Here is a 26,004-nt window from a genome sequence, read left to right as displayed (position 1 = left end):
CAAGTGCGGAAAGTAGGGATGCGTTGATGGCAAGTCTTGGCGAACTGGAACGGGCGGTCATGGATCTCCTTTGGGCGGGCCAGGAGGCTGCGACAGCCAACAAACTCCGTGATCTGCTGGCGCAGGATTCCGCCGCCACGGATGGTATTGCAGGACACCAGGGCAAGGACCTCGCAGTCACCACGGTGCTGACGGTCTTGTCCCGCCTCGAGAAGAAAGGCCTCGTGGAGCGCGAACGCGGCACCCGCCCGCACCGCTACCAGGCTGTTTCGAGCCGCGCGGACCACACGGCGGACCTCATGCACGAGGCCCTTGGCTCCGCCCCGGACCGCGAAGCCGTGCTGGCCCGGTTCATCGGTTCCGTAAGCGAAAGTGAAGCCGCCACGCTGCGCAAGCTGCTCGGCAAAAACTAAGCCCCCATGTTCTGGACCTCATATTTTCTGGCGGTCCTTGCTTTGGTGCTGGCCTGGCCGGTTCCTGTCCTTTTGTCGCGCGCCGAATGGCCGTCACGCGCACCCTTCATGGCAATGGTCCTCTGGCAGGCCATCGCACTCGCCGGTGGCCTCTCCATGATCGGCGCCATGCTCGTCTACGGGCTCGAGCCCATCGGCGACAACCTCATTGCGGGCCTGCGTTCCCTGGCCGGCATGGTGCTCCACAACGAGCCCACCACGGCACTGGGCTTCTGGCACTTGTTCGCTTTGTCCGCCGCGGCACTGTTGAGCGCCCATCTCGTATTCACCTTGCTGCTCACCTACGTCAAGATCGAGCGGCAGCGGCGGAGGCACCGCGAACTCCTCGCACTCCTGGCCTCACCGTCCGACGACGGCCCCGGCACCGTGGTCATCAACCACGACTCCCCCGTTGCGTACTGCCTGCCCGGCGGCGCACGGTCGGTGACCGTCCTGTCCGACGGCCTGATGGCTGCCCTCGAGCCTGCCGAGCTCCGGGCCGTCCTCATCCACGAGAATGCCCACCTCTCGCAACGCCATGACCTTCTCTTGTGGGCCTTCGCGGCGTGGCGCCAGGCACTCCCCTGGTTCCCCACCACGCGGCTCGCCCAGGTTGCGGTCAACTCCCTGATCGAAATGCTCGCCGATGACGTGGCCCTGCGCACCGAAAGCAAAGGAACACTCATCAAGGCGATCGCGATCGTGGCCAGCGGTTCCGCCCGTCCCGTGGAGCAATTCGCCCCGCCCGGAACAAGCAGCGACGACGCTTCCCCCGAAGGCAGCACCTTGAGCGGCACCGGCGGTGCCGATTCACCGCGTACGACGGCGTCGCGCGTCAGCCGGCTGCTCTCACCCAAGCCACCGCTTCCGGCAGCCCAGCGCGCCCTGGTCCTCGCGGCGTCAGCCATGTTGCTCGCTGTGCCGACAGGCTTGCTGATTGTCCCGGGTTTGCTGGGCTGAACCGGATTGGACTGAGCAGGCTGCCGGGCTACGCAGGCCCACCGGATCAGGCGTCGATGCGTTCCCGGTCCAGGTCCGCTGCGCCGGCAATAATGAAGTCCTTGCGCGGGGCGACGTCCGATCCCATGAGTAGGTCGAAGGTGTCCTCCGCCATCTTCGCGTTCTCGATCCCCACTTTGCGGAGGGTGCGGTGGCGCGGATCCATCGTGGTCTCGGCGAGCTGTTCGGCGTCCATTTCGCCGAGGCCCTTGTAGCGCTGGATCGGCTCCTTGTAGCGCTTGCCCTCCTTGGCGAGCCTGGCCAGCAGGACGTGCAGTTCGGCCTCCGAGTACGTATAGATCATCTCGTTGGCCTTCTGGCCGGCGTTGATGACTTCCACACGGTGCAGCGGCGGGACGGCCGCATATACCCGGCCCTCGTCGATCATCGGACGCATGTACCGGAAGAACAAGGTGAGCAGCAGCGTACGGATGTGCGCGCCGTCGACGTCTGCATCGGTCATCAGGATCACCTTGCCGTAGCGGGCGGCGTCGATGTCGAAGCTGCGGCCCGAGCCGGCACCCACCACCTGGATGAGGGCTGCGCACTCCGCGTTGGAGAGCATGTCCCCCACCGAGGCTTTCTGCACGTTCAGGATCTTGCCACGGATCGGCAACAGCGCTTGGAAGTCCGAGGACCGCGCCAGCTTTGCGGTGCCCAGGGCGGAGTCACCTTCCACGATGAACAGCTCAGAGCGTCCGACGTCGTCCGTGCGGCAATCTGCCAGCTTGGTGGGCATCGACGACGTTTCCAGCGCATTCTTCCGGCGCTGCGTTTCCTTGTGGACGCGGGCCGAGATACGGGACTTCATTTCGCTGACGATTTTCTCGAGCAGCAGGGCGGACTGGGCCTTGTCGTTGCGGTTCGCCGAGTTCAGGCGCGCGGTGATCTCATCCTCGACCACCTTGGCAACAATCGCCCTGACAGCCGATGTCCCCAGGATTTCCTTGGTCTGGCCCTCGAATTGCGGCTCGGCCAAGCGGACCGTCAGCACTGCCGTGAGGCCAGCCAGGACGTCGTCTTTTTCAATCTTGTCGTTGCCCGCTTTGAGCTTGCGCGCGTTCGTTTCGACGGCCTTGCGGAACGTCTTCAGGAGTGCCTGCTCAAAGCCGGCCTGGTGCGTGCCACCCTTGGGCGTGGCGATGATGTTGACGAAGCTCCGCATGGTGGTTTCGTAGCCGATTCCCCAGCGCAGCGCTATGTCCACTTCACAGTCGCGTTCCACTTCAGCGATCTTGCTGTGCCCGTTTTCGTCAAGGACCGGAACGGTTTCCTTGAACTTGCCCGCGCCATGGAGCCGCCAAATATCCGTGACGCCCGAATCCGCGGCGAGGAAGTCGACGAATTCGGAAATGCCGCCGTCGTGGTGGAAGACCTCCTGGTGCGGGCCGCTCTCGCCGGGGGTGCCGGGGAGCCGGCGCTCGTCCCGGACAGTGAGCTTGAGGCCCGGAACGAGGAAAGACGTTTGGCGGGCGCGCGCGGCCAAGTCCTCGTAGGCGAACTTCGCGTCCGGGGTGAAGATCTGCCGGTCTGCCCAGTAGCGGATGCGGGTACCGGTGACGCCGCGCTTGGCCTTGCCGACGACGTCGAGCACCGAGTTCTCGACGAACGGTTCGAAGACCGACGTCGGGCTGAGCTTCGAGCCGGTGTCCTTGAACCGTCCGGGCTCGCCCCGGCGGAAGGACATCTGGTAGGTCTTGCCGCCGCGGTCCACCTGCACGTCCAGACGGGCGGAGAGCGCGTTCACTACCGACGCGCCAACGCCGTGCAGACCGCCGGACGCCGTGTAGGAGCCACCGCCGAACTTTCCGCCTGCGTGAAGTTTGGTGAAGACAACTTCGACGCCGGTGAGCCCGGTCTTGGGTTCCAGGTCCACGGGGATGCCGCGGCCGTCGTCGTGGATTTCCACCGAATTGTCCGCATGGAGGATGATCTGGATGTCGTGTCCGAAGCCTGCCAGCGCCTCGTCCACGGAGTTGTCGATGATCTCCCACAGGCAGTGCATGAGGCCGCGGGAGTCGGTGGAGCCGATGTACATGCCCGGACGTTTGCGGACCGCCTCCAGTCCTTCCAAAACTGAAAGGTGCCGGGCGTTGTATTCAGAACTCGGTGCCACGGGCGGGGCGCTCCTTCGGGGGTGTAACAGAGGCAAAAAACACTCCTCCTAGGCTAGCTGCCCCGGAGCCCGGACGAGAGCTGCCACTCCCAATCGTGCTGGACGCCACTTCCCGGTGTTACGCACATGTGATACGCGGACAGCGAACGTGACCCATCCTTGCCATGGTTTTGCTTCGAATGCTGGTTATATGGATACACAGAACTACTAAGGAGGCCGAACATGACAACAGCAGTTGCAGACCGCACACTCAATGCACTCGACCGGTGCGACCGTTGCGGGGCCCAGGCATATGTCCGCGTTGTACTCGAGTCCTCCGGCGGTGAGCTGCTCTTCTGCGGCCACCACGCACGTGCAGTAGAGGCCACGCTGCGGCCGATGACTTCGGACTGGCATGACGAGACGGCGCGCCTTCAGGAGAAGGAACCCGTCCTCGCCGACTAGCCCCAATGGCTGGCCCCCGCGGCCACCTGGCTGACAAAACTTCATAGAGACAGCGGCCCCCTCCGGACGGAGGGGGCCGCTTCGTTAACCGGGGTCTCCCGGCCCAGGCCGCAACGTTGCCTAGGCGCGGCCCGCGTCCCGGTGCGTCCTATCCTGCCTGGCCCTGGCCACGTCGGCAGCGATCTCCTGGTGCCCTTGGGCGCCAAGGCCGGCCACGACCCCAATGATGTCTTTATCGGGCCGGTTCTGGCTCAGTTTTGCCTTCGCCTCGATACGGCTGATCACCAGCTCGATGCCGACGATCGCACGCAACTGGCCGGAGACGTAGCGCTCCGGGGCGTCATCCACGGACCACGGCCGCTCGGAACGGGCTTCATTGAGCCCGGTCAGCTGCCTGACATGATTCCCGAGCCACTCGGCGTCGTCATGGACGGCAAGCCTGCCGTAAACGTGGGCCGTGGAGTAGTTCCACGTCGGGACGACGCGTCCGTGCTCTTCCTTCGATGCATACCAGGTAGGCGAGATGTAGGCGTCCGCGCCCTGGATGATGACGAGTGATTCCCCGATCGAGGGCTCGGACCATTGCGGGTTGGTTCGGGCGAGGTGTCCGTGGAGCGCGCCGTGTTCGCCGATCGAGGGCTCGTAGATGAGCGGCAGGAAAGTCGCGAGCATGCCCTGTGATGTCATGGTGACCAGATTGGCTGCACCTGGCCGCGTCAGGAGGTCGTGGATCACGTCAGGACCGGCCTCGAAGTGCGCTGGGATGTACATGGGTTCTATTCTTCCTTTTCTGTGGCGGGTGGTCTCGGTGTTCTATTGGTCTTCAGCGGCCTTGGTCGGCGGGCTGCGGATTGAGGCGGACCCGGACCGCGATGCCGGCGCAAGCGATGACGGCCAGCCCGCCGACGATCGTGGTCCAGCCCAGGGATTCGCCCAGCAACAGCCCTGCCCAGCAAATGCTCAGCACGGGCTGGATGAGTTATACCTGGCTGACCTTGGCCATGGGCCCGACGGCGAGGCCCCGGTACCAGGCGACGAAGCCGAAGAACATGCTGACGACTCCGAGGTATGCAAAAGCGGCCCATTGGACCGGTGAGGCTGACGGCGGCTGCTGGGACACGGAGAGTGCTGTCAGGCCGGCCATCAACGGCAGGGCCAGGACGAGCGCCCAGGATACGGTCTGCCATGCGCCGAGTTCGCGGGGGAGCAGGCCACCTTCCGCGTAACCGATGGCCGCGGAAACGACGGCGCCGAGGAGGAGCACGTCTGCCCAGTTGAGTTGCCCGAACCCACCGGACTGCGCTGGGTTACCGGCCTGCGATAGGGCAAATCCGATGGCCGCAACGGCCCCTACGGCCGTGACCAGCCAGAAGGCTGCCGGAGGATGCTCACGCCCGCGGAGCACCGCGGCGGTTGCCGTCGCAGCAGGCAGCAGGGCGATGACGACAGCGCCGTGGCTGGCCGGCGCCGTCGTAAGCGCGAATGAGGTGAGTAGCGGAAAGCCGACAACAATCCCGGCGGCGACCACCGCGAGCCGTGCCCATTGTTTGCCTCGCGGAAGGCGCTGCCTGGTGAGCACGAGGGCGGATGCCGCGAGTATCGCTGCGACGACGGCACGGCCGGAGCCGATGAACAGCGGCGACAGGCCACCCACCGCCACTCGGGTGAAGGGAACAGTGAAGGAAAACGCCGCTACTCCGAGGAGGCCCCACCAGAGGCCCGTTATCGAGCGGGACGGTATCACTTCTCGAATAATTGTAGTAGCGCTACTATTGTCTTTCATGAACAACGATAGCAGTTCCAGGATTGCGATGCGACTGCGGGAATGGATCACCGGGGCCGCTCCGGGATCCCGGCTGCCGTCCACGCGGTCACTGGTTGCCGAGTACCAGGCCAGCCCTGTGACGGTGCAGAAGGCCTTGCAGACGCTCACTTCGCAGGGCTTGATCGAGAGCCGGCCCGGCGTCGGGACCTTCGTCCGGGCCGTCCGGACAGCGCGCCCCTCGGACTACGGCTGGCAAACCGCAGCGTTGCGTGCGCCGCAGGCTCCTTCCCGCTCAGCCTCCACCACGATGCGCGACACCTCGAACGCCACTATTGCCTTCCACTCCGGATACCCGGACCGGGAACTCCTGCCGGAACGGCTTGTCCGGGCCGCTCTCGCCCGCGTGGCCCGCGGCGACGCTGCCCTGTCCCGACCTCCGGCGCCGGGACTTCCCGAATTGCAGTCCTGGTTCGCGCACGAACTCGGCACCGCGACGCCGGCAGGACTCACCCCGCCGACACCGAGCGACGTCATCGTCCTGCCGGGAAGCCAAGGAGGCCTCAGCTCCATCTTCACGGCATTGGTGGGCCACGGGCAGCCACTGCTCATGGAATCCCCGAGCTACTGGGGAGCCATCCTGGCCGCGACCCAGGCCGGAGTCCGCATCGTCCCGGTGCCCAGCGGAGCCGAGGGGCCCGAGCCCGAAGAATTGGCCAGGGCCTTTGAGGAGACGGGCGCCCGGTTGTTCTACGCCCAACCGAACTATGCCAACCCCACCGGTGCGCAGTGGTCCGCCCGCCGTGGGGAAGAAGTCCTGGATGTTGTCCGGGAGTACGGCGCCTTCCTCGTCGAGGACGACTGGGCCCACGACTTCGGCATCACGTCGACGCCGGTACCCATCGCCGCACGTGACGATTCGGGCCATGTGGTCTACTTGCGCTCCCTCACGAAAAGCGTTTCACCCGCCATCCGCGTTGCCGCGGTCATTGCTCGCGGCCCGGCCCGCGAACGCATCCTTGCGGACCGGGCAGCCGAGTCGATGTACGTCAGCGGGCTCCTCCAGGCTGCGGCACTCGATGTGGTCACGCAGCCGGCCTGGCAGACGCATCTGCGCAGCCTCCGCCATCAGCTTCAGTCGCGCCGCGACCTCCTTGTCACGAGCCTTCGTGAGCACGCCCCCCAGGCCCACCTCAGCCTCATCCCCAAGGGAGGGCTGAATCTCTGGGCACGCCTGCCGGACGGCACGGACCTCGAGGGGCTGACCCGTGACTGCGAGAGTGCCGGGGTGATGATCGCGGTCGGTACTGAGTGGTTCCCCGCCGAACCGGCGGGACCGTTCATCCGGCTCAACTATGCGGGACCCAACCCATCGGCGTTCCCGGAAGGTGCCCGCATCCTTGGCCACGCGCTCGAACGGAACAGCCCTTAGATACAGCCGCTGATGCAAAAGTGGACCCCCGGGGAATCCGGGGGTCCACTTTTGACGGGCGGTGCCGGCTAAGGCATGGCGTCCGTTGCTTTAGTCAAGGTAGTCGCGCAGAACCTGCGACCGCGAGGGGTGGCGCAGCTTTGACATCGTCTTCGATTCGATCTGACGGATGCGTTCGCGGGTGACTCCATAGACCTTGCCGATTTCGTCTAAAGTCTTCGGCTGGCCGTCGGTAAGGCCGAAGCGCATCGCGACGACGCCTGCTTCCCGCTCGGACAGGGTATCGAGCACTGAGTGCAACTGTTCCTGGAGGAGGGTGAAGCTTACGGCGTCCGCGGGCACAACCGCTTCGGAGTCCTCGATGAGGTCGCCGAATTCGGAATCGCCGTCCTCGCCCAGCGGAGTGTGCAGCGAGATGGGCTCGCGGCCGTACTTCTGGACTTCAACGACCTTCTCGGGAGTCATGTCCAGCTCGAGGGCAAGTTCCTCAGGCGTAGGTTCGCGTCCAAGGTCCTGGAGCATCTGGCGCTGGACGCGTGCCAGCTTGTTGATGACTTCCACCATGTGCACCGGGATGCGGATGGTACGGGCCTGGTCCGCCATGGCGCGGGTGATGGCCTGACGGATCCACCAAGTGGCGTAGGTGGAGAACTTGAAGCCCTTGGTGTAGTCGAACTTCTCCACTGCACGGATCAGGCCCAGGTTGCCTTCCTGGATGAGGTCCAGGAAGAGCATGCCGCGGCCTGTGTAGCGCTTGGCCAGCGAGACCACGAGGCGCAGGTTGGCTTCGAGGAGGTGGTTCTTGGCCCTCTTGCCGTCGTGGATGATGAACTCGAGTTCACGCTTGAGCTTCGGGTCCATGGAGCCGTCGTCGGCATTGATCTTCTCTTCTGCGAAGAGACCCGCTTCAATGCGGAGCGCAAGGTCGACTTCCTGCTCCGCGTTCAGCAGGGCAACCTTGCCGATCTGCTTCAGGTAGTCCTTGACGGGGTCGGCCGTGGCACCGGCTGACATGACCTGCTGGACAGGCGCGTCATCGTCATCGGCATCCGAGTAAACAAAGCCGGAGCCGGTGGTCGCGGGCTTCTTGCCCTCTTCGCCTTCTTCGACTTCCTCCGTGAGCTCTGCTTCGTCGGGAACGACGGCGTCAAAATCCTCGGCTTCTTCTTCGGAGTCCTCGTCGGCGCCGGCGGACTTGTTGGCTGCTTCGGCAGCGGCCTTGGCGCCGGGCTTGGGCCCGCGCTTCTTGGGTGCCGGCTTGTCTGCACCTGCAGTCGAAGCATTGGCAGCACGCGTTGCCGCACGCTTCGCAGCTGTAGCCGCCTTCTTTTCTTCGGCGGACAGTTCGGCCAGGGCGGCGGGTTCCTTCTCGGCGGAAGACGGGGTCACAGAAAACCTTTCTAGCGGCGGTCTGTGGAATCACCATGGGGGCAACACCACTATGACCCTGTCAAGTCCGTGATCAACATCAAGTGCCATCGCCGACTGCAGAGTCTCTACGTAAAACTCCCGACGGCGCCTTAATGTTCCCTAGAGTTCAGGGGACGTTAACGGCACTTGAAACACGGACCCAACCGGGTCTCGGCAACCATTGTCTCACGGTTTTGAGTTCCGGGGGTCGATATCCGCTACCGGGCAGACAATTACGTGCCGCACGGATTTCACTCAATGTGACGCTCCTGGAGTCACCCCGGGGCTTGGAGTCATGCCACCGCACCACCGAACTTCCGCCACGCGGACGACTTGCTTTTGGCCCAGCCGCAGACTGTTCCGCGCCTCACCACCTCGGCGAGCAACTCCGCGAGTCGATAGCCCCGTTGTTCAGCGTCAGCCTGGGACAGGAGCTCGCGGGCGAACGAACCGCTCCCCCGGCACCACTGAATCCACCCCCGGATCGTAAGCGTTGCAGCGCGCGCCTCCCCACCACTGCGCCGGGAGAGCATCGCCAGAACCCCGTCCAGGCTCGTCAACCGTCTCCAGTCGGGGTTCTCCGGGTAGAGGCCCAGGAGCACGTCTCCATAGCGCAAGACGCTGACATCCGTGGCCGGAGTCCGCTTGCCCGCTGCTGGTGGAGGGGGACAGAGACCGGGCGGAACGACCAAGGAACCCTGTTCATCGTCGTCTTGGTCAAAGAAGCCGAAGGCCTCCGCACCGCCACAAGCGACGGTTTTCCCGGCAGCCGCCAGGACCACCACGGCGTCGCGCCAGGCGGAGACCCGCAGGCTTGCCCGGAGGAACGCCGCAGCCTCGCAGTCGAACTCCGCTGGGCGGCCGGAATCGAGGACCCCGCTCCACACATCCAGCATTTCTTCGAATGCCTTCCTGCTCCGCCATAGCCGGAGCAATTCCCCAAGCGTGGCGTCTTCCGTGCGCATGAATTCCGGATCACGGACGGGCTCGTCCTCAGGCCCCAACAACAGTGGCGATTCCAAGACGTTGCTCCCCCGGAACACCATTTCCGCGTTGAGCCGGCTATCGAGGATCTGGTCTACGGGACGGCCGGGAAGGGGACAGCACTCCACATCGGTGCAGAATGCGCTTCGCCAGTAGTCGGAACCAATGAACCATGCATCCCGCAACACCAAGCCCCGATGATCCAGGACGCGTACCAGGGCTTCCAGCAGCGGCAGGCCGTGCGGCACGGCGCCGCCGGCGTCCCAACCGTCGTCGCTGAAGAATGCCAAGAGCACGCCGTCGGCGTCATGGTCCGCTTCCAGATACTCACCGATCCTCCGTGAGTACGCGGCAAGCGCGCGGTCGGATCTCTCGCCCGGAAGGTCCACGCGGAGTGTGGCGCCAAGTGTCTGCCCCCGCAGCGTGATGGCAACGAGGCTCTCCTTTGGCCAGAGCCCCAAGGCGTGGGGAATGAAGCCGAGGATGTCCTCGGGCCGGAAGACGGTCACGCGGTTGTCTGCTGTCATGAATCCAGCATCGGCATCAATGGCGGGCCACGGCAGGCCTCAATTGCCCTATGTGGACAAAGGTGTCCGTCGACCCCTGTGGAGGAACACCGCGAAAACAGGCTACGGCGTGGAACTCCGCTGCTTCGCGAGACGTTCGCGGCGCAATTCCACGCGGCGCCGGCGCTGGTTCGCCAACGACACGAGGAGCGGCGGGACGTGGACGCCTTGGGCGGCCATCTGACGGCGCACCTTGCGACGGGTCATGAGGATCAACACCGTGCCCACGAGAAGGAACAGGAACTGCACGCTCAATGCGATGCGGAAGGACGCCAGGCCGTACAGCTCCCCGCCCGAGAAACCACTCGTGTGGAGAATGTCGAGGATGAGCCCAACCAAGTAGATCGTCAGGAGCGCGGCAACGAAGCCGCCCACATTGACGATGCCCGTGGCGGTACCAATCCTGTGGGAAGGATTGAATGTCCGGGCAAAATCAAAGCCGATCATGGACCCGGGTCCGCCGATCGCCAGGGCAATCACGAGCAATGCAAGCAACCACAGGGGCGCCCTGCTGGGCAACAGCAGGACAGCAGCCCAGGCAAGTGCCGTAGCCGCCGTGATCAGGAGCACCATGGCCGAGCGCCGCATCGGGTGCCTGGCCACGAAGGTTCCAAACAGAGGGCCCACGAGAATGCTGGTGACGACGAACAGTCCCATCAGGGCGGACACAGTGGCCGGGTTCAGGCCCTGCGCCGAGACCAGGAACGGGTAGCCCCAGGACATGGCGAAGACGTTGCCGCTGAACTGGACAGTGAAGTGGCACCAGAGTCCCAGGCGCGTGCCGGGCTGCTTCCAGGCACGCGCGAGGGTCACGCCCGTGGCGCGCAGCCCCTGCGCGTTCTCCCTGGGCGGGTGGCCCGGCGGAACGTCCCTGAGCAAGGCAAGGACAAGGACGACGGCGAGCGCGGACAACGAGCTCAACGCCAGGAAAGCCGTGTTCCAGCCTGCCGAATGAAGGACGAGGGCGAAGGGCACCACACTGATGAGCTGGCCGAGCTGGCCCGACATTCCCGTCAGCTGAGTGACGAGCGGAACCCTCGCCGGCGCGAACCAGATCGGCACGAGGCGGATCACGGAGACGAAGGTCATGGCGTCCCCGGCGCCGACCAGGACCCTGCCGAGCACTCCAGCCGGAACAGCGTCGGCATATGCCAGCTGGAGTTGACCGAGGCCCATGAGTACGGCACCGCTGGCGATCATGGCGCGCGAGCCGAAGCGGTCAACCAGGAGCCCAACCGGTATTTGGAGGCCTGCGTAGACCAGCAGCTGAAGCACGGTGAAGAAGGAGATGGCCGCCGCGCTGGCATGGAACCGTTCGGTAGCCTCCAGCCCGGACACACCAAAGGATGTGCGCTGGGCCACTGCCACAAGGTAGGCAAGCACCCCGATCGTCCAAATGAGCCAGGCGCGGGGTGCGTTCACCCTTCCATTATGCCCGGGGCCGCATTAAAGCTGCTTTATGGGCGCGCATCTTTACGTGCGAGATACGCCTCAACCGCCGCGCCCAGATCCTCGGCGTTGGGCAATTCGTCGTTCTCGTCGGCCAGCAGGGAACGGCGGACCGTTCCCTCGGCCTTGTCGTCATAGCGGGACTCCAGCTTGGAAACGACCTGCTGGACGTCCTCGGATGCTTCCACTTGTTCGGCGATCTGCCTGCCCACTTCCCTGCCGGCCTCGCGAAGGCGGTCCGTCGGCAGCATCAGGGACGTGGCTGCACCGAGGTATTCGAGTCCCGCCACCGCTGCCGGCGGGTACTCGGCATCCGCAAGGTAGTGCGGGACGTGGATGACATACCCGGCCACTTTCCGCCCGGCTTCGGCCAGCCGCAACTCGAGGATGTGGCCAATGGCCGCAGGAACCTCGACCGTCGGCTTCCACGTGGAAATGCCCTCGATGAGTTCCGGACGGTTGCCGTGCACCGTGACACCAACCGGCCGGGTGTGCGGAACCGGCATAGGGATGGAGTGGATCCAGGTCACCAGGTTGACGTCCAGTTTTTCCACGATCCCGACGACGGCGCGCGCGAAACGCTCCCACTGGAGGTCCGGTTCAAAACCGGCAAGCAACAGGAACGGCTCGCCCAAGCCGTCATTCAGCTTGTAAAGCGCCAATTGAGGGGCTTTGTAGTCTTCCAGATGGTCTTCGACAAAGCTGATGTGGGGACGGCGCGTGCGGTAGTCGATGAGCTGGTCGGCGTCGAACACAGCCACCGTTTCGACTTCGAGCGTATCCAGCAGTTCCCGGTTGATCTGCTGGACCACGTGCCCGGCGTCAGCGAATCCCGTGAAGCCCATCAGCATGTTGAGGCCCCTGGTGTCCGGGCTGTGGAAGAGCTCGATGTTGCTCGCGTAGAGCGACTCAGGGTCAAGGAGTGAGCCGGAAATCCGTTCAAGCACGGCATGTTCCTTTCGCAGTTTCAAGTTCATTGGAGGAGCAGGCGGCTGCACGCCGCAGCGGATGCCTTGGCGGCCGGCCACGCTCCCTGTATTGGTACAACGCCCCGGACGGGCCGCGCATTCCTGTCGGCCAATGTGCCGCAACTCTCATTTAATTGCTTTCCGGCGCGGCAGACAGACTACGATCGAGACGTGCCGCCGTGTGCGGACCCAAGCAACCACCGACGTTGTCCCAGGCGGACAACGGAGGGGTACCAGGGCCGGGCGCCTAACATGCAGCCCGGCCAAGCCATGCAGAGAGAGATGAGGACAAATCCTCGTGGTGAAGACTACAGACATCACCCTTGGCACTATCGCCAAGGACCTGAAGAAGGCGCCCAGCGACGCACTCGTGATAGCCGTCGGTCAGGGGGAAGACGGGCCGGTACTGCTCGGGAACCCCTTGGGCGCGAAGGCCGCGGAAACCCTCGCGGCTTCATTGGGCCTCCTCGGCATCACGGGAGCAGCCGATCAGGTACACCGTCTGCCGGGTCTTCCGGAGACCGGTTCGGGCGTCCTCGTCCTGGCGGGTGTCGGCAAAGTCGCCGACGACGCCCTCCTGGCCGAGGAAACCCTGCGCCGGACTGCGGGATCCGCCGTCCGCCAACTTGCCGGTTTGTCCTCCGTGACGCTGGCCCTCCCGACGGCGTCCCTCGCCGACGTCGCAGCCGTCGCCGAAGGCGCTGTGCTGGGTTCCTATTCCTATACAGAGCACCGCTCCAGCAAGGACGGCCTCAAGGACCCGGTCGGCAAGGTCCTGATCCACACGGCGTTTGACGGCAAGGACGTCCAGCCCGCGCTCGATCGGGCCTTGCTCGTGGGACGCGCGGTCAACGCCACCCGCACGCTGGTCAACGAGCCTCCGAGCCACCTCTACCCGGAGTCCTTTGCCGAAGCTGCCAAGGAACTCTCCAAGGGGCTGCCGGTCAAGGTCACCGTGTGGGACGAAAAACGCCTCGAAAAGGACGGGTTCGGCGGAATCCTGGGCGTTGGAAAAGGTTCGACCCGCCAGCCGCGCCTCGTCAAGGTGGAGTACGCCCCGGCCAAGGCCACCAAGAAGATCGCCCTGGTCGGTAAGGGCATCACCTTTGACACGGGCGGCATTTCCATCAAGCCGGCCCTCGGCATGGGCGACATGAAGAGCGACATGGCGGGCGCCGCCGTCGTACTTAATACTGTCCTGGCCGTCGCGGGGCTCGGGTTGCCCGTCAAGGTGACCGCGTGGCTCTGCATCGCCGAGAACATGCCCTCGGGCGCTGCACAGCGCCCGGCAGACGTCCTTACCGTGTACGGCGGCAAGACGGTCGAGGTCCTCAACACCGACGCCGAGGGACGCCTGGTCATGGCGGACGGAATCGTCGCGGCCAGCCTCGAGCAGCCGGACGCCATCATCGACGTCGCGACGCTGACGGGCGCCCAGCTGATCGCCCTCGGCAACCGCACTGCCGGAGTCATGGGTTCCGACTCCGTCACGGGCGCGCTCAAGTCCGCGGCAGATCGCGCGGGCGAACTCGTGTGGCCGATGCCGCTGCCGGAGGAGCTTCGGGCCAGCCTTGATTCGCAGGTGGCGGACATCGCCAACATCGGCGAACGCCACGGTGGAATGATGACGGCGGCCGTGTTCCTGCGTGAGTTCGTCGGGAAGGACGCCGAGGGCAAGCAGATCCCCTGGGCGCACGTCGACATCGCCGGCCCGTCCTTCAACAACGGCAGCCCCTACGGCTACACGCCCAAGCAAGGCACCGGCTGCACTGTCCGGACGCTGCTCGCTTACGTCGAAGACGTGCTGGCGACAGCCTAAGCAAGTCCCAAGTGGGGCCGGTTCATGACCGGCCCCACGGCCCGACGTGAGTCTGGCCACAAGCGCCCCACAAATGCCCCGGCAGGGTGGAGCATGGATAAGTGGTTCGCTAAGGTGAACCACGGTAGTCACAAATGCAAGAGAACTTCGGTGCTGGCATAATCGCGGCAGTACAAGTTCCAAGACCAGATGACGCGTAGTCGCGTGTCATCGCTCACGCGAGGGAGCGTCCTAGTGGCCGATCAGGCAACTGCGCAAGAATTCGACATCCTGGTACTCGGTGGCGGCAGCGGCGGCTACGCCACGGCTCTGCGTGCCGTTCAGCTTGGTTTCACCGTTGGCCTCGTCGAGAAGGGAAAGCTCGGCGGCACCTGCCTGCACAACGGCTGTATCCCCACCAAGGCCCTGCTGCACTCGGCCGAACTGGCCGACCACGCACGCGACTCCGCCAAGTACGGCGTCAACGTCACGTTGGACAGCATCGACATCACGGCCGTGAACGCCTACAAGGACGGAATCGTCGCCGGTAAGTACAAGGGCCTGCAGGGACTCATCAAGTCCAAGGGCATCACGGTCATCGAAGGCGAAGGCAAGCTGCAGGGCACCGACACCGTCGTCGTGGACGGCACAGCCTACAAGGGCAAGAACATCGTCCTGGCCACGGGTTCCTACTCCCGTTCCCTGCCCGGCCTGGAAATCGGCGGCCGCGTCATCACGTCCGATGAAGCGCTGACCATGGACTACATCCCCAAGAGCGTCATCGTCCTCGGCGGCGGCGTCATCGGCGTCGAATTCGCTTCCGTGTGGAAGTCCTTCGGCGTCGACGTCACGATCGTCGAAGGCCTCCCCTCCCTCGTTCCGAACGAAGACACCGCCATCGTGAAGAACCTTGAGCGCGCTTTCAAGAAGCGCGGCATCAAGTTCAGCACCGGCGTCTTCTTCCAGGGCGTCGAGCAGGACGACAACGGAGTGAAGGTCACCCTGGTTGACGGCCAGACCTTCGAAGCCGATCTCCTCCTGGTTGCCGTTGGCCGTGGCCCCGTCACCGCCAACCTCGGCTACGAAGAGGCAGGCGTCACCATCGACCGCGGCTTCGTCATCACCAACGAGCGCCTGCACACCGGCGTCGGCAACGTCTACGCCGTCGGCGACATCGTCCCGGGCGTCCAGCTGGCCCACCGCGGTTACCAGCAGGGCATCTTCGTCGCCGAAGAGATCGCCGGCCTGAACCCGGTAGTCGTGGAAGACGTGAACATCCCGAAGGTCACCTTCTGCGAACCTGAAATCGCCACCGTCGGCTACACCGAAAAGGGCGCCAAGGAGAAGTTCGGCGAGGACCAGGTCCAGACCCAGGAATACAACCTGGCCGGCAACGGCAAGAGCTCCATCCCACGAACTGCGGGCGCAGGACCCCAGCAGGCAACACTCATCCGCACTAAAGATCAATAAGGAGAACGGGGACGACATGTCTGAATCCGTTAACTTGCCCGCCCTTGGTGAAAGCGTCACCGAAGGCACCGTCACTCGCTGGCTCAAGCAGGTTGGTGACCGAGTGGAAGTCGACGAGCCCCTGCTCGAAGTTTCCACCGACAAAGTAGACACTGAAATCCCGTCTCCTATTGCCGGCATTATCGAAGAAATCCTCGTGGCTGAAGACGAGACCGCCGAAGTCGGCGCTCCCCTGGTCCGGATCGGCAGCGGCAGCAACGGCGCTGCAGCGCCCGCCGCCGCACCTGCGGAAGAAGCACCGGCAGCCCCCGCACCTGAAGCAGCACCGGCACCTGAAGCAGCACCGGCTCCCGTTGCCGAAGAAGCCGCAGCCCCGGCGGCAGCTTCCGGCGAGGCATCGGGTCACGATGTGACTCTCCCCGCCCTGGGTGAAAGCGTCACCGAAGGCACCGTCACCCGCTGGCTCAAGGCCGTGGGCGACAGCGTCGAGGTGGACGAACCGCTCCTCGAGGTCTCCACCGACAAGGTCGACACCGAGATCCCCTCCCCCGTGGCCGGTACTTTGCTTGAGATCCGCGTCAACGAGGACGAGACCGCTGAAGTCGGCTCTGTCCTTGCCGTCATCGGCTCGGGCGCCCCCGCCGCAGCGGCACCCGCACCTGCGGCAGCACCCGCAGCCCCGGCACCTGTGGCTGCAGCCCCCGCCGCACCGGCACCCGTCGTTGAAGCCGCACCCGCGCAGGCAGCAGCACCGGCACCCGCAGCACCGGCTGCCCCGGTAGCCGCACCCGCGCCGGCAGCAGCTCCGGCACCCGCAGCGTCTTCGAGCGAGTCCGGTTACGTCACCCCGCTCGTCCGCAAGCTTGCCAACCAGAACGGTGTCGACATCACCACCGTGACGGGCACCGGCGTCGGCGGCCGTATCCGGAAGCAGGACGTGCTCGCCGCAGCCGACGCAATGAAAACGGCTGCGCAGGCAGCATCGATTTCTGCGCCGGCGGCCGCAGCCGCGACACCCGGCAAGCCTGCTGCCGCCCCCGTGGCTGCTTCCTCGCTCCGCGGTACCGTGGAGAAGGCTCCCCGCATCCGCCAGGTCATCGCCCGCCGCATGCGCGAGTCCCTCGAAACTTCAACGCAGCTGACCCAGGTGCACGAGGTCGACATGACCAAGATCGCCAAGCTCCGCCTCAAGGCCAAGGGCTCCTTCGAGGCCCAGAACGGCGTCAAGCTGACCTTCCTGCCATTCATCGCCAAGGCCGTGGCCGAAGCCTTGAAGCAGCACCCCAAGCTGAACGCTGCGTATGACGAAGACAAGCAGGAAATCACCTACCACAACGCGGAACACCTCGCGATTGCGGTGGACACCGACAAGGGCTTGCTGGTTCCGGTCATTTCCGACGCCGGCAACCTGAACCTTGCCGGCCTGGCCAGCAAGATCGCCGACGTCGCCGGCCGCACCCGCCAGGGGAAGATCGGTCCGGACGAGCTGTCCGGCGGTACGTTCAGCATCACCAACATCGGTTCTGTCGGCGCACTGTTCGACACGCCGATCATCAACCAACCGCAGGTGGGCATCCTGGGCACCGGCGCGATCGTCAAGCGTCCTGTCGTGGTTGCGGACGAAAACGGTGACGACTCGATCGCCATCCGCTCCATGATGTACCTGTCCCTCACGTACGACCACCGCCTGGTTGACGGTGCCGACGCCGGCCGCTTCCTGCAGACCCTCAGGGCCCGCCTTGAGGAAGGTGCCTTCGAAGCCGACCTCGGCCTCTAATAAGTATCATCACGTGACGGGAAGGTCCCGGCGGGAAACCGCCGGGACCTTCCCGTCTTTGCATGCATTTTCTTCCGTGGCTTTGCTACGGCTCGTAGAAGAATCTGGCTAAGCTGGAGCCATGACTATCCTCTTCAACGTCCTGCTGTTCTTGCATATCGTCGGCGCAGCCATGATTGTGGGCTACTGGATCGCCACCATGAAGCAGCCGACCGTCCACCCGCGCCAGCGCGACGGCGCCTTCGTGCAGCTGATCACCGGCATTGCCATGATGGGAATCCTCCCCATGCTGCCCAACGCCCACCCCGACTACTTCAAGCTGGGCATCAAGTTCGCGATCGGCCTCGCCGTGGCCGTGCTCGCCGTCATCGGCTCACGCAAGGTCAAGAAGGGCGAACCGGTCTCAACAGGACTGGCCCATGGCGTCGGCGGCCTGGGATTGCTCAACATCGCCATCGCAACGATCTGGCAGTAGGAGCGGAAAAGCGCTGACCGGAGCAAACCGCGCGGCCGCCTGGACCATTCGTCCGGGCGGCCGTCGCCGCTTAATCCGTGGCCGCCCGAACCACGGCAGTCACAATCCTCTGAGAGCGGACAAGCGGTGCGCGGCCGCCGTCGAATCCCTAGGATTGAACCCGGCGGCATCCGGTATCCGGATGCCAATTCGCAACGACGCTGAGGAGTGGACATGGCAACAACACGCACCGCACACACCGTATGGAACGGCAACCTGATCGAAGGCGCCGGCAACACCACGCTGGACAGCTCCGGACTCGGAACCTTCAACGTCACCTGGAAGGCCCGCGCGGAGTCCGCAGAGGGCAAGACCAGCCCCGAAGAGCTGATTGCCGCCGCGCACTCGGCATGCTTCTCGATGGCCTTCAGCAACGGCGTCGCAGGCGCAGGCTTCGCGCCGGAGGAGGTCAACACCAAGGCCGACGTCACCTTCCAGCCAGGCGAAGGCATCACGGGCATCCACCTGACCGTGAGCGCACGCATCCCGGGTGTTTCCGAAGAGGAATTCCAGCGCCTCGCCGAAGACGCCAAGCTCAACTGCCCGGTTTCCCAGGCACTCCGGGCAACCCCGATCACGCTGGATGCCACGCTCGCTTCCTAGCGGCAACCCGTCCGAAACCTGTCCAAAAAGCGAGTCCCCGCCTTTCCTTCCGGAAGGGCGGGGACTTCGTCGTGCGGGCCTCCAGCTAGCTCTTTTGCGGCCTTGCGGGCAACGCGGCCGGGCGGAGCTTGCGGTAGCCTTCACGCACCGGTGGCCGGTCCGTGGGTAGTTCCTGCACCATTTCCTTGAGCGCGCCGATCCCGTACTCCAGCTGGGGATCGGTACCGGCCGCGTAGGCGTGCGGCGGGAACACTACTTCGATGTCAGGCTCAACCCCGAAGTTCTCCACGCTCCAACCGATGCCGCCGGAGAACCACGTGGCATAGCGCGGCTGGGTCACGCCGGTGCCGTCAGCCAGGGCGAAACGGTTGTCGATGCCGACCACGCCGCCCCAGGTCCGGGTGCCGATGACCGGGCCGATGCCGCGGAGTTTGGACACCTGCGTGATGATGTCGCCGTCGGAGCCGGCGAATTCGTCGGCGAGGATAATGACGGGGCCGCGCGGGGCGTGGTGCGGGTACGTACGCGGCTTTTCGCCGCGCGGCATGCTCCAGCCGGTGACCTTGCGGCCGATCAGTTCAGCCACGAGCTGCGACGTGTGGCCACCGCGGTTCCGCCGGACATCGACAATCAACCCGTCCAGCGCGGTCTCGGTGTCAAGGTCCCGGTGAAGCTGCGCCCAGCCGTTGGCCATCATGTCCGGTACATGCAGATAGCCGAACTTTCCATTCGAGGCCTCGCGCACGGTGCGCCTGTTGGCGTGCACCCACTCCTGGTACCGCAAGCGTTCCTCATCCTTCACGGGAACCACGGCGATCCGCCGCTGCCGGCCTGCCGCCCCGGCGTGCCGGCCGCCGTTCAGGATCGTGAGTTCCACGGTCCGGCCCGCAGCGCCCACCAGTTGCTTGGCCGGAGTACGGTCTGCGGAGAGCCCGACGCCGTCGATCGCCAGGATCACGTCGCCCACCTTCGCGTCGGCTCCCGGCCGGGTCAGCGGCGAGTTGGCCAGAGGGTCGGAAGTGTCTCCCGCGAGGATGCGCGTGATCTCCCAACCGGCTTCCGTGAGCTTGAGGTCGGCACCGAGCCTGCCCTGGCCGTTGCTCCCTGGTTCGCCCACCGCAGCCGGACGAACGTATGCGTGGGACGTGCCAAGCTCACCGTGCAGTTCCCACAGAAGGTCCACCAGGTCGTCGTGCGAGCCGAGGCGTTCGACGACGGGACGGTACCGCCGGTAGACCGAATCCCAGTCCTGGCCCGCCATGTCTTCGGTCCAGAAGAAGTCCCGCTGCAGCCGCCATGCTTCGTCGAATGCCTGTCCCCATACGGACAACGGATCCAAGACCATCCGGATCCGGTTCAGCTCAACCTTGACAAGCTCTCCCGATTCTTCCTCGGCCTTGGCCTCGGATGGTACGGCGACAACCTGCTTGTCATTGACGAAGACCAGTTTCTTGCCGTCTCCGGAGAGTCGGTAGCGCTCCACGGCGGGGACGAGTGTGACCTGTTTCTGCTTCGAAAGCTCGTAGCGGACCAGCGCTGGAGCAGGTGCCTTGTCCTGCACCGTGCCACGGCCATCTCCCGTGACGCCTGAGAGGGGGGTATCGAGCCACAGCAGCGCGCCGCTGGAGGCCGAAAGCGCCGAGTAGTTGCCCTGCGGCACCGGGACGCCGATGACGCGCAACGGCAGGCCCTCACGGTCCACCCGGACCGTGACGGCGGTTCCGGCACCATCCCCGGTACCGTCCTTCTCGGCGTTCCTTGCGCCGTTCTCCCCTTCGGGTACGGCGTCCGCTTCCTCCTCGTCCAGCATGTCCACTACCGGGCCGAAGGGCGAAGGAGTGGCTGCAGCGAGTGCCACAAGGTACGGCTTGATGGGGCTGGGGAACGACAGGTCGAAGGCATGGCCGTCGTACACGGGATCGAAGCTGCGGTTCGAGAGGAACGCCAGGAATTTTCCGTCGGGAGTGAAGGCCGGCGATTCGTCGCAGAAGCGGCCGTCCGTGACCTCCACGATGTCTCCAGGGTTGGCGGTGTTGACCATGCGCAACTTGCTCCGTGAGCCGAAGGATGTCACAGGCTCTGACCATGCGAGCCATTGCGCGTCCGGCGACCACGCGAGGCCGTCAATGCTGCCGTCCCCTACGCTGACAAGCCGCGACAAGGTGCCATTGGCAGTGTCGGCCAGGTAAACGTCCCCGAACGCGGTACCCACGGCAAGCCACTTGCCATCGGGACTGGCTTCGAGGGCGCTTGGACGGGCTGCCCTGGGGAAATCGATCCTCAGGAAGTCGAGCCGTGGCTCTTCGGCTCCGCCACGTGTGGCGCTCATCGGTGCAGTCACGCTATCCGCGGACGCCGCAGCTGGCTCCGCGTGCGGTTCCTGCAGCCGAACACCGGACGTCGCGGGCTGTCCCGTGATCGCCGATGCCGAGACGGGGCGGGGCAGTTGTCCGGCGCCGTCCTCTTCACCTTCGCGTCGGGCGGGTGCGGCGTCCTGGACTGGTGCTTCGACCGCCGGTTGCGACAAGCGCGGGGCAATCCTCTTGATGTAGATGGCGTCGACGCCGTCATGGTCCGCTACGTAGGCGATACGACCGTCAATAAGGGGCCGGGGAAGCCGTGCCCGCACGCCGGGAGTCGCTTCGACAACGCGGGACGGTCCGTCTTTGTGGCGCAGCCAGTGGATGGTTCCGTGGGATTCCACAGCGCTTGCCGAACCGGCCGCGTTGGGGAAGACGTCGCCCAAGTGGGCGGCGACTTTGAGGGGTGCCGGCCGCCGCGACTGGGATGCCGAGCCCAGGCTGACGTCAAGCCGTACTGCCTCGGCGTCGGACTCAAGACTCGGCAGGATCCACAACTCGCCAGCCGATTCGAAGATGACCCGCTTGCCGTCGCTCGCGGCGTGCCGGACGTAGAAGTCCTCGTGATCGGTGTGCCGGCGCAGGTCCGAACCGTCCGGCCGCACCGAGTAAAGATTTCCGTAGCCCTCGTGATCCGAGAGGAAGGCGATCCGTCCGCCTACCCACAGCGGGTCCGCGAGGTTCCCGTCGAGCCCGGAAAGCAAGCGGGCGAACTCGCCGTTCCCGTCGGCGTCGATCCACAGTTTGCCCGCGGTACCGCCACGGTACCGCTTCCACCAGGCAGGCTCGCGCGAGAGCACACTGGCAAGGACAACGGGTCGCTCGTCCCCCACTTCCGGGCCGAACGCCACCGATTCGACGGGGCCGAAAGGAAGCTCGACGGCGGGGCCGCCGTCGAACGGCAAGGCGTAAGCATGCGTGTGCCGCCCCTCGGCCTGTTCAAAAGCCGTCGTGACCACAACGTCGCCTGAGGAGGTGAATCCCTTGACACGGGTGGTGCTGTGACCGAAGTAGCTCAACTGCCGGTACCCGCCGCCGTCGACGTTCGCTGTCACCACCTCGGGAGCAGCCCCGACGATCGTCGTCCACACAAGCCGCTTGCCGTCCGGGGTGAAGCGGGGATTGCGCGCAGGGAGCTGCTGGGCCGAAATCCGCCACGCGCGGCCTCCGGCCACGGGCGCAATCCAAACGTCGTCTTCGGCCACGAAGGTGATCAAATCACCGTGCAAATGCGGGAAACGGAAGTAGCTGGAGGAGGTCATTGTTCGATCATAGTCAAAGGAGTCGCGAGGGCTTTTGAGGCCTGCCGTAATGCCGGAGTGATGCTTGCCATGATGAGATAGGGCATGCGAATCGTGATATCGGGTGCCTCGGGATTCATCGGAACTGCGCTCTCCGCGCATCTCCTCGGCAGCGGGCACGACGTCGTCCGGCTGGTTCGCCGCCCGCCTGCAGGAACCGGCGAAGCCTCTTGGGATCCGGCCGCGGGCCAACTGGATGAGGCGGTACTCGATGGCGCAGACGCTGTGGTCAACCTCTCCGGTGCAGGCATCGGGGAGCGGCGCTGGACCAAAGCACGCGTGCGCGAAATTATCGACTCACGATTGCGGACCACAAAAACTCTCACGGCAGCCATGGGACGGCTGGGAACTCCGCCCGGAACATTCCTGAGCCAGTCCGCCTCGGGTTATTACGGCTCGTCCCGTGCCGGCCTGCTCCGGGAAGACGCGGGGCCAGGCAAAGGCATGCTGGCCACCCTGTGCGTCGATTGGGAGGCCGCCGCCCACACGGCGCCTGCCGGCGTGCGGGTGGTGACGCCGCGTACCGGCGTGGTCCTCAGCCCTGATGGCGGAGCGCTGGGGCCGCTTCTTCCGTTGTTGAAGATGGGCGTGGGCGGACCGTTGGGAAACGGCCGGCAATATTGGCCCTGGATTTCCCTTGTGGATGAAGTTTCAGCCTTCGAATACCTGCTCAACTCGGCGCTCGAAGGTCCCGTCAACGTGTGCGCCCCGGAAAGCGCTGACGTCAACGCCATCGTTGCGCAGTTGGCGGCGGCCCTGCACCGGCCTGCGTTCCTTCGCGTACCTGCCCCCGCGCTGCGATTGGTCCTCGGCAGCCATCTGGCGGAGGAACTTGTCCTCGCCAACCAGCGCATGGAACCGGCACGGCTGGTGGACTCAGGCTTTGCCTGGAAGCACCCCGCGCTGGCGGATGCCGCCCAATGGGTGGCAAGCGGCGGCAAATGATCATTTAAGACTGCTTGGCCAGGATCTCGGTGATCCTCCACGCGTCCTCGCCACGCAGGAGAACCACCCTGAGTTCCTGTGGTTCGCCCCGGGGGCGCGCTCCGACGATCTCCCCTGCGGCGTCCCGTTCTTCATACGCGGACGTTTCCACCGTGACAGCAACTGCTGCCCGGTCCGGGCTGGAAGGTCTCTCCACACTCACGCTCGAGAGGGTGGTGGAAAAGCCCGCGAGAACCAAGCCGGCGCCGAGCAATTCGTCCTTGAGCTTTCCATCGGAGGCGGCAGCCGCCGAGCCCTGCACATTAACGTGTTCCAGGAGCTCGAACTTTCCGGAACTCAGCGCCTTGTCCCGGAGTGCCGACAGTCCCCGTATGGCTTCCTCCGGGTTTGCGGATCGGATCCGGCCCCATACCACCGCGGGAACTTCTGCCTCCACCGGGACTTTATCGGGACCGGCCCCCTGCTGGGTATTGCGCGGCATGCCGGGCTCGCTCGCGCCCCGTTCTTCCTGGGAAGCACTCGACGCCGGGCCAGGGGCCGTCTGCCCGGCTCCCGGTCCTCGATCGCCAGCCCACCATACCGCACCAGCCAACCACACAGCGGCTACTGATCCGGCGCCCGCAATCATCCCCAGAGCGAGCACGACGGGCGCCGCCCGCCGTCGTGCCGAAACCGGCGCAACCGCACGCCGGTGTCTGCGTCCCGACCCTGGAGGGCGGAAGCGGCCGAAAAGCGCCGCGATGCGGGCGCGCTTTGGGCGAGGAGCAGAAGCCCGACGCCGGGTCATCAGTTCCGGAACAACCGTCGCGTGCACCGAAACGGAAAGGTCCACAGCTTCCGGCGGTGCGCTTCGGTAGACCGCGACACCCAATTCGGCCGCGGACGGCCGCTGCTGCGCGTCTGGATGAAGCCCGGCCTCGATCGCAACGGCCAAGGCAGTAGGCACCGCAGGCACCAAGAGTGTCAAGGGCGGCCGGCGTGCCGCAGTGTCCGGGGCGGAACCCGTGAGGCAATACCAGCCAAGCGCGGCGAGGGCGTAGGTATCGCGCTGCGGCTCCAGTTCCGCTGTCCCCCGGACAGCCGGAGCAGGATCCGCGAATCCTGGGGTGCCCGAGTCCGGAACCCCCGCGGCGTCCCCCACCATGCGGGAAATGCCCATGTCCGAGAGGAGCGGTTTCCCTTGCGCGGTGAAGAGGACATTTCCGGGCGAAACATCGGAGTGTGTCACCCCTTGGCAATGCAGATAGGCCAAGGCCTGTGCCAGGGGCGTCAGGATGGTCACTGTCTCGCCCACGCCAAGACTCCCCCTGCTGGACACCAACTGCCCAAGCGAGCCGCCAGGGGCGTAGTCCATGACCACGCCCAAGCCGCCGTCGACGGACTTTGCCAACTCAACAACGCCATGGACTTTGACGAGGTGCTCGTGGTCCAGCCTGGATAGAAGCCGCACCTCACGCAGCAGGGATGACTTGGCGTCGCGTGGATCCGCCGTCTCCGGTTTCCGGCCGAGGCATTTCACGGCGAAGCTTTTCCCCGACCGCTGTTCCGTTGCGAGCCACACCGTGGCTCTTCCGCCGCGGCCCAGTTCACGCACCGCAACAAAGCCCGGGATCACAGGTTCGGAAGGTTCGATCCCTTGGGAGGGCATGTCCCGCTCACGGTCCTGGGCACTCCCGCAGGTCGAAAAAGTCTCCATGCCTCAACAAATACCGGAAATCGCGGATTCCCGCAGAAGTTATCCACAGGCCAAGGACCGGAGCCCCGCAAGCAAGCCGAGTACGACTGAGAGCTTGGCCACAAAATCATGGCCTGCGCCCCGCGGGGTCTAAGCTTGTCCCCATGACTCTTGAGTTTTCACAGCTGGGTCTTGCCCCGGATTTCGTTGACTACATGCAGGGCTGGGATATCCAGCGCGAACTCCACAACAAGGTTGTTGCCGGCGACAAACCCAGCACCGTCTTGCTCCTTGAACATGCCGCGGTGTACACGGCAGGCAAGCTCACGGAGGACCACGAGCGCCCGTTTGACGGCACGCCGGTTGTTCCCGTGGACCGTGGCGGCAAATTGACCTGGCACGGACCCGGCCAGCTCATTGCCTACCCCATCCTCAAACTGAAGAACCGCGCCGGGATCCGTGACTACGTCGAGCGTCTCGAAGCCGTCATGATCGCGATCATGGAGGACTACGGAATCAAGGCCACGCGGGTCAAAGGCCGGGCGGGAGTCTGGGTCCTCGCGGACGACAAGGGTCCGGACCGCAAGATCGCCGCGATCGGTATCCGCGTCCTCGACGGCGTGACCATGCACGGCGTGGCCATCAACTGCAGCAATGACCTCGCTCCCTACGCACAGATCATCGCGTGCGGCATCACCGACGCGAGCGTCACCACCATGTCCATCGAGACCGGCAAGACCATCAACCCGGCCGACATTGCCGAGCGCTTCATCGAAGAGTTCCGCAAGCACGAAGAAGCACTCGTATCCAGCCCCGAAGGAGCACTCCAGTGACCCTGGCACCTGAAGGCCGTAAGCTGCTGCGCGTTGAACAGCGCAACAAAGCCGTCCCGGTCGAACGCAAGCCCGAGTGGATCAAGGCCAAGGTCCAGATGGGCCCGGAATTCGTGGGCCTGAAGAACCTCGTGAAAAAAGAAGGC

Annotated in this window: 18 protein-coding genes and 3 pseudogenes; 12 read left to right on the top strand and 9 right to left on the bottom strand. The window is 65.1% G+C overall.

Going from position 1 to position 26,004, the window contains the following annotated elements; all coding sequences use genetic code 11:
- Positions 1-26: 26 nt before the first annotated feature.
- Positions 27-413: a BlaI/MecI/CopY family transcriptional regulator gene (locus AC1DJB_RS09955; RefSeq protein ID WP_078105520.1), complete on the top strand. Its 387-nt coding sequence runs from the start codon at positions 27-29 to the stop codon at positions 411-413.
- A gap of 6 nt (positions 414-419) precedes the next feature.
- Positions 420-1,412, top strand: a complete 993-nt coding sequence (locus AC1DJB_RS09950) for a M56 family metallopeptidase (RefSeq protein WP_306962502.1) — start codon at positions 420-422, stop codon at positions 1,410-1,412.
- Between the two features lie 46 nt (positions 1,413-1,458).
- On the opposite strand, the gene AC1DJB_RS09945 is transcribed toward AC1DJB_RS09950, so the two are convergent.
- On the bottom strand, positions 1,459-3,567 hold the full coding sequence (locus tag AC1DJB_RS09945; RefSeq protein ID WP_284990733.1) for a DNA gyrase/topoisomerase IV subunit B: 2,109 nt from the start codon (positions 3,565-3,567) through the stop codon (positions 1,459-1,461).
- Positions 3,568-3,789: 222 nt separating this feature from the next.
- On the opposite strand from AC1DJB_RS09945, the gene AC1DJB_RS09940 reads away from it, so the two are divergent.
- The gene (locus tag AC1DJB_RS09940) at positions 3,790-4,011 is read left to right on the top strand and encodes a DUF7455 domain-containing protein (RefSeq protein WP_059389114.1); all 222 of its coding nucleotides are present in this window, start codon (positions 3,790-3,792) and stop codon (positions 4,009-4,011) included.
- Positions 4,012-4,131: 120 nt separating this feature from the next.
- Here the strand turns inward: AC1DJB_RS09940 and AC1DJB_RS09935 are convergent, their stop codons facing one another.
- Positions 4,132-4,782, bottom strand: coding sequence for an FMN-binding negative transcriptional regulator (locus tag AC1DJB_RS09935; RefSeq protein ID WP_441437397.1), 651 nt, complete (start codon positions 4,780-4,782; stop codon positions 4,132-4,134).
- Positions 4,783-4,834: 52 nt separating this feature from the next.
- Positions 4,835-5,794 (bottom strand): annotated as a pseudogene (locus AC1DJB_RS09930) (DMT family transporter).
- On the opposite strand from AC1DJB_RS09930, the gene AC1DJB_RS09925 reads away from it, so the two are divergent.
- Positions 5,793-7,205 (top strand): aminotransferase-like domain-containing protein, encoded by a 1,413-nt coding sequence (locus tag AC1DJB_RS09925; protein WP_441437398.1) that lies wholly within the window; start codon positions 5,793-5,795, stop codon positions 7,203-7,205. The pseudogene AC1DJB_RS09930 and the gene AC1DJB_RS09925 sit on opposite strands and share 2 nt — an antisense overlap.
- A 90-nt stretch (positions 7,206-7,295) precedes the next feature.
- Here the strand turns inward: AC1DJB_RS09925 and AC1DJB_RS09920 are convergent, their stop codons facing one another.
- The 4 genes from AC1DJB_RS09920 to AC1DJB_RS09905 form a co-directional block, all read right to left on the bottom strand.
- On the bottom strand, positions 7,296-8,594 hold the full coding sequence (locus tag AC1DJB_RS09920; RefSeq protein WP_059389116.1) for an RNA polymerase sigma factor: 1,299 nt from the start codon (positions 8,592-8,594) through the stop codon (positions 7,296-7,298).
- 314 nt (positions 8,595-8,908) lie between these two features.
- A complete protein-coding gene (locus tag AC1DJB_RS09915) occupies positions 8,909-10,126 on the bottom strand; it encodes a DUF4192 domain-containing protein (protein ID WP_059389117.1) in 1,218 nt (405 codons plus the stop codon).
- Positions 10,127-10,228: 102 nt separating this feature from the next.
- The gene (locus AC1DJB_RS09910; RefSeq protein WP_284990738.1) at positions 10,229-11,587 is read right to left on the bottom strand and encodes an MFS transporter; all 1,359 of its coding nucleotides are present in this window, start codon (positions 11,585-11,587) and stop codon (positions 10,229-10,231) included.
- A gap of 35 nt (positions 11,588-11,622) precedes the next feature.
- Positions 11,623-12,561, bottom strand: a complete 939-nt coding sequence (locus AC1DJB_RS09905; protein ID WP_441437399.1) for a proteasome assembly chaperone family protein — start codon at positions 12,559-12,561, stop codon at positions 11,623-11,625.
- A 319-nt stretch (positions 12,562-12,880) separates the two neighbouring features.
- Between AC1DJB_RS09905 and AC1DJB_RS09900 the strand changes: the two genes are divergently transcribed.
- From AC1DJB_RS09900 to AC1DJB_RS09880, 5 genes and pseudogenes are all read left to right on the top strand, one after another.
- Positions 12,881-14,401, top strand: a complete 1,521-nt coding sequence (locus AC1DJB_RS09900; RefSeq protein ID WP_284990741.1) for a leucyl aminopeptidase — start codon at positions 12,881-12,883, stop codon at positions 14,399-14,401.
- Between the two features lie 234 nt (positions 14,402-14,635).
- A pseudogene (locus tag AC1DJB_RS09895) lies at positions 14,636-15,844 on the top strand (dihydrolipoyl dehydrogenase); the annotation flags it as partial.
- 22 nt (positions 15,845-15,866) lie between these two features.
- A complete protein-coding gene (gene sucB, locus AC1DJB_RS09890; protein WP_476910179.1) occupies positions 15,867-17,627 on the top strand; it encodes a 2-oxoglutarate dehydrogenase, E2 component, dihydrolipoamide succinyltransferase in 1,761 nt (586 codons plus the stop codon).
- A gap of 121 nt (positions 17,628-17,748) precedes the next feature.
- Entirely contained in the window at positions 17,749-18,102 is a 354-nt protein-coding gene (locus AC1DJB_RS09885; protein ID WP_306964687.1) for a hypothetical protein, read from the top strand.
- A 213-nt stretch (positions 18,103-18,315) separates the two neighbouring features.
- Entirely contained in the window at positions 18,316-18,744 is a 429-nt protein-coding gene (locus AC1DJB_RS09880) for an OsmC family protein (RefSeq protein WP_284990745.1), read from the top strand.
- 85 nt (positions 18,745-18,829) lie between these two features.
- On the opposite strand, the gene AC1DJB_RS09875 is transcribed toward AC1DJB_RS09880, so the two are convergent.
- Positions 18,830-22,366: a S41 family peptidase gene (locus tag AC1DJB_RS09875; protein WP_476910178.1), complete on the bottom strand. Its 3,537-nt coding sequence runs from the start codon at positions 22,364-22,366 to the stop codon at positions 18,830-18,832.
- Positions 22,367-22,450: 84 nt separating this feature from the next.
- Here AC1DJB_RS09875 and AC1DJB_RS09870 point away from each other — a divergent pair, with 84 nt between their 5' ends.
- The gene (locus tag AC1DJB_RS09870; RefSeq protein WP_476910177.1) at positions 22,451-23,350 is read left to right on the top strand and encodes a TIGR01777 family oxidoreductase; all 900 of its coding nucleotides are present in this window, start codon (positions 22,451-22,453) and stop codon (positions 23,348-23,350) included.
- A 4-nt stretch (positions 23,351-23,354) separates the two neighbouring features.
- On the opposite strand, the gene AC1DJB_RS09865 is transcribed toward AC1DJB_RS09870, so the two are convergent.
- Positions 23,355-25,046, bottom strand: a complete 1,692-nt coding sequence (locus AC1DJB_RS09865; RefSeq protein WP_476910176.1) for a serine/threonine-protein kinase — start codon at positions 25,044-25,046, stop codon at positions 23,355-23,357.
- 143 nt (positions 25,047-25,189) lie between these two features.
- Here AC1DJB_RS09865 and lipB point away from each other — a divergent pair, with 143 nt between their 5' ends.
- Together lipB and AC1DJB_RS09855 are read left to right on the top strand one after the other, a co-directional pair.
- Positions 25,190-25,858 carry a lipoyl(octanoyl) transferase LipB gene (lipB, locus tag AC1DJB_RS09860; protein ID WP_059389125.1) on the top strand — a complete coding sequence of 223 codons (669 nt, stop codon included), beginning with the start codon at positions 25,190-25,192 and terminating at the stop codon, positions 25,856-25,858.
- A pseudogene (locus AC1DJB_RS09855) lies at positions 25,855-26,004 on the top strand (lipoyl synthase); the annotation flags it as partial. The gene lipB and the pseudogene AC1DJB_RS09855, both read left to right, overlap by 4 nt.

The sequence above is a fragment of the Arthrobacter sp. 01T428 genome (assembly GCF_056398685.1).
This window is presented reverse-complemented; position numbering and strand designations above follow the sequence as displayed.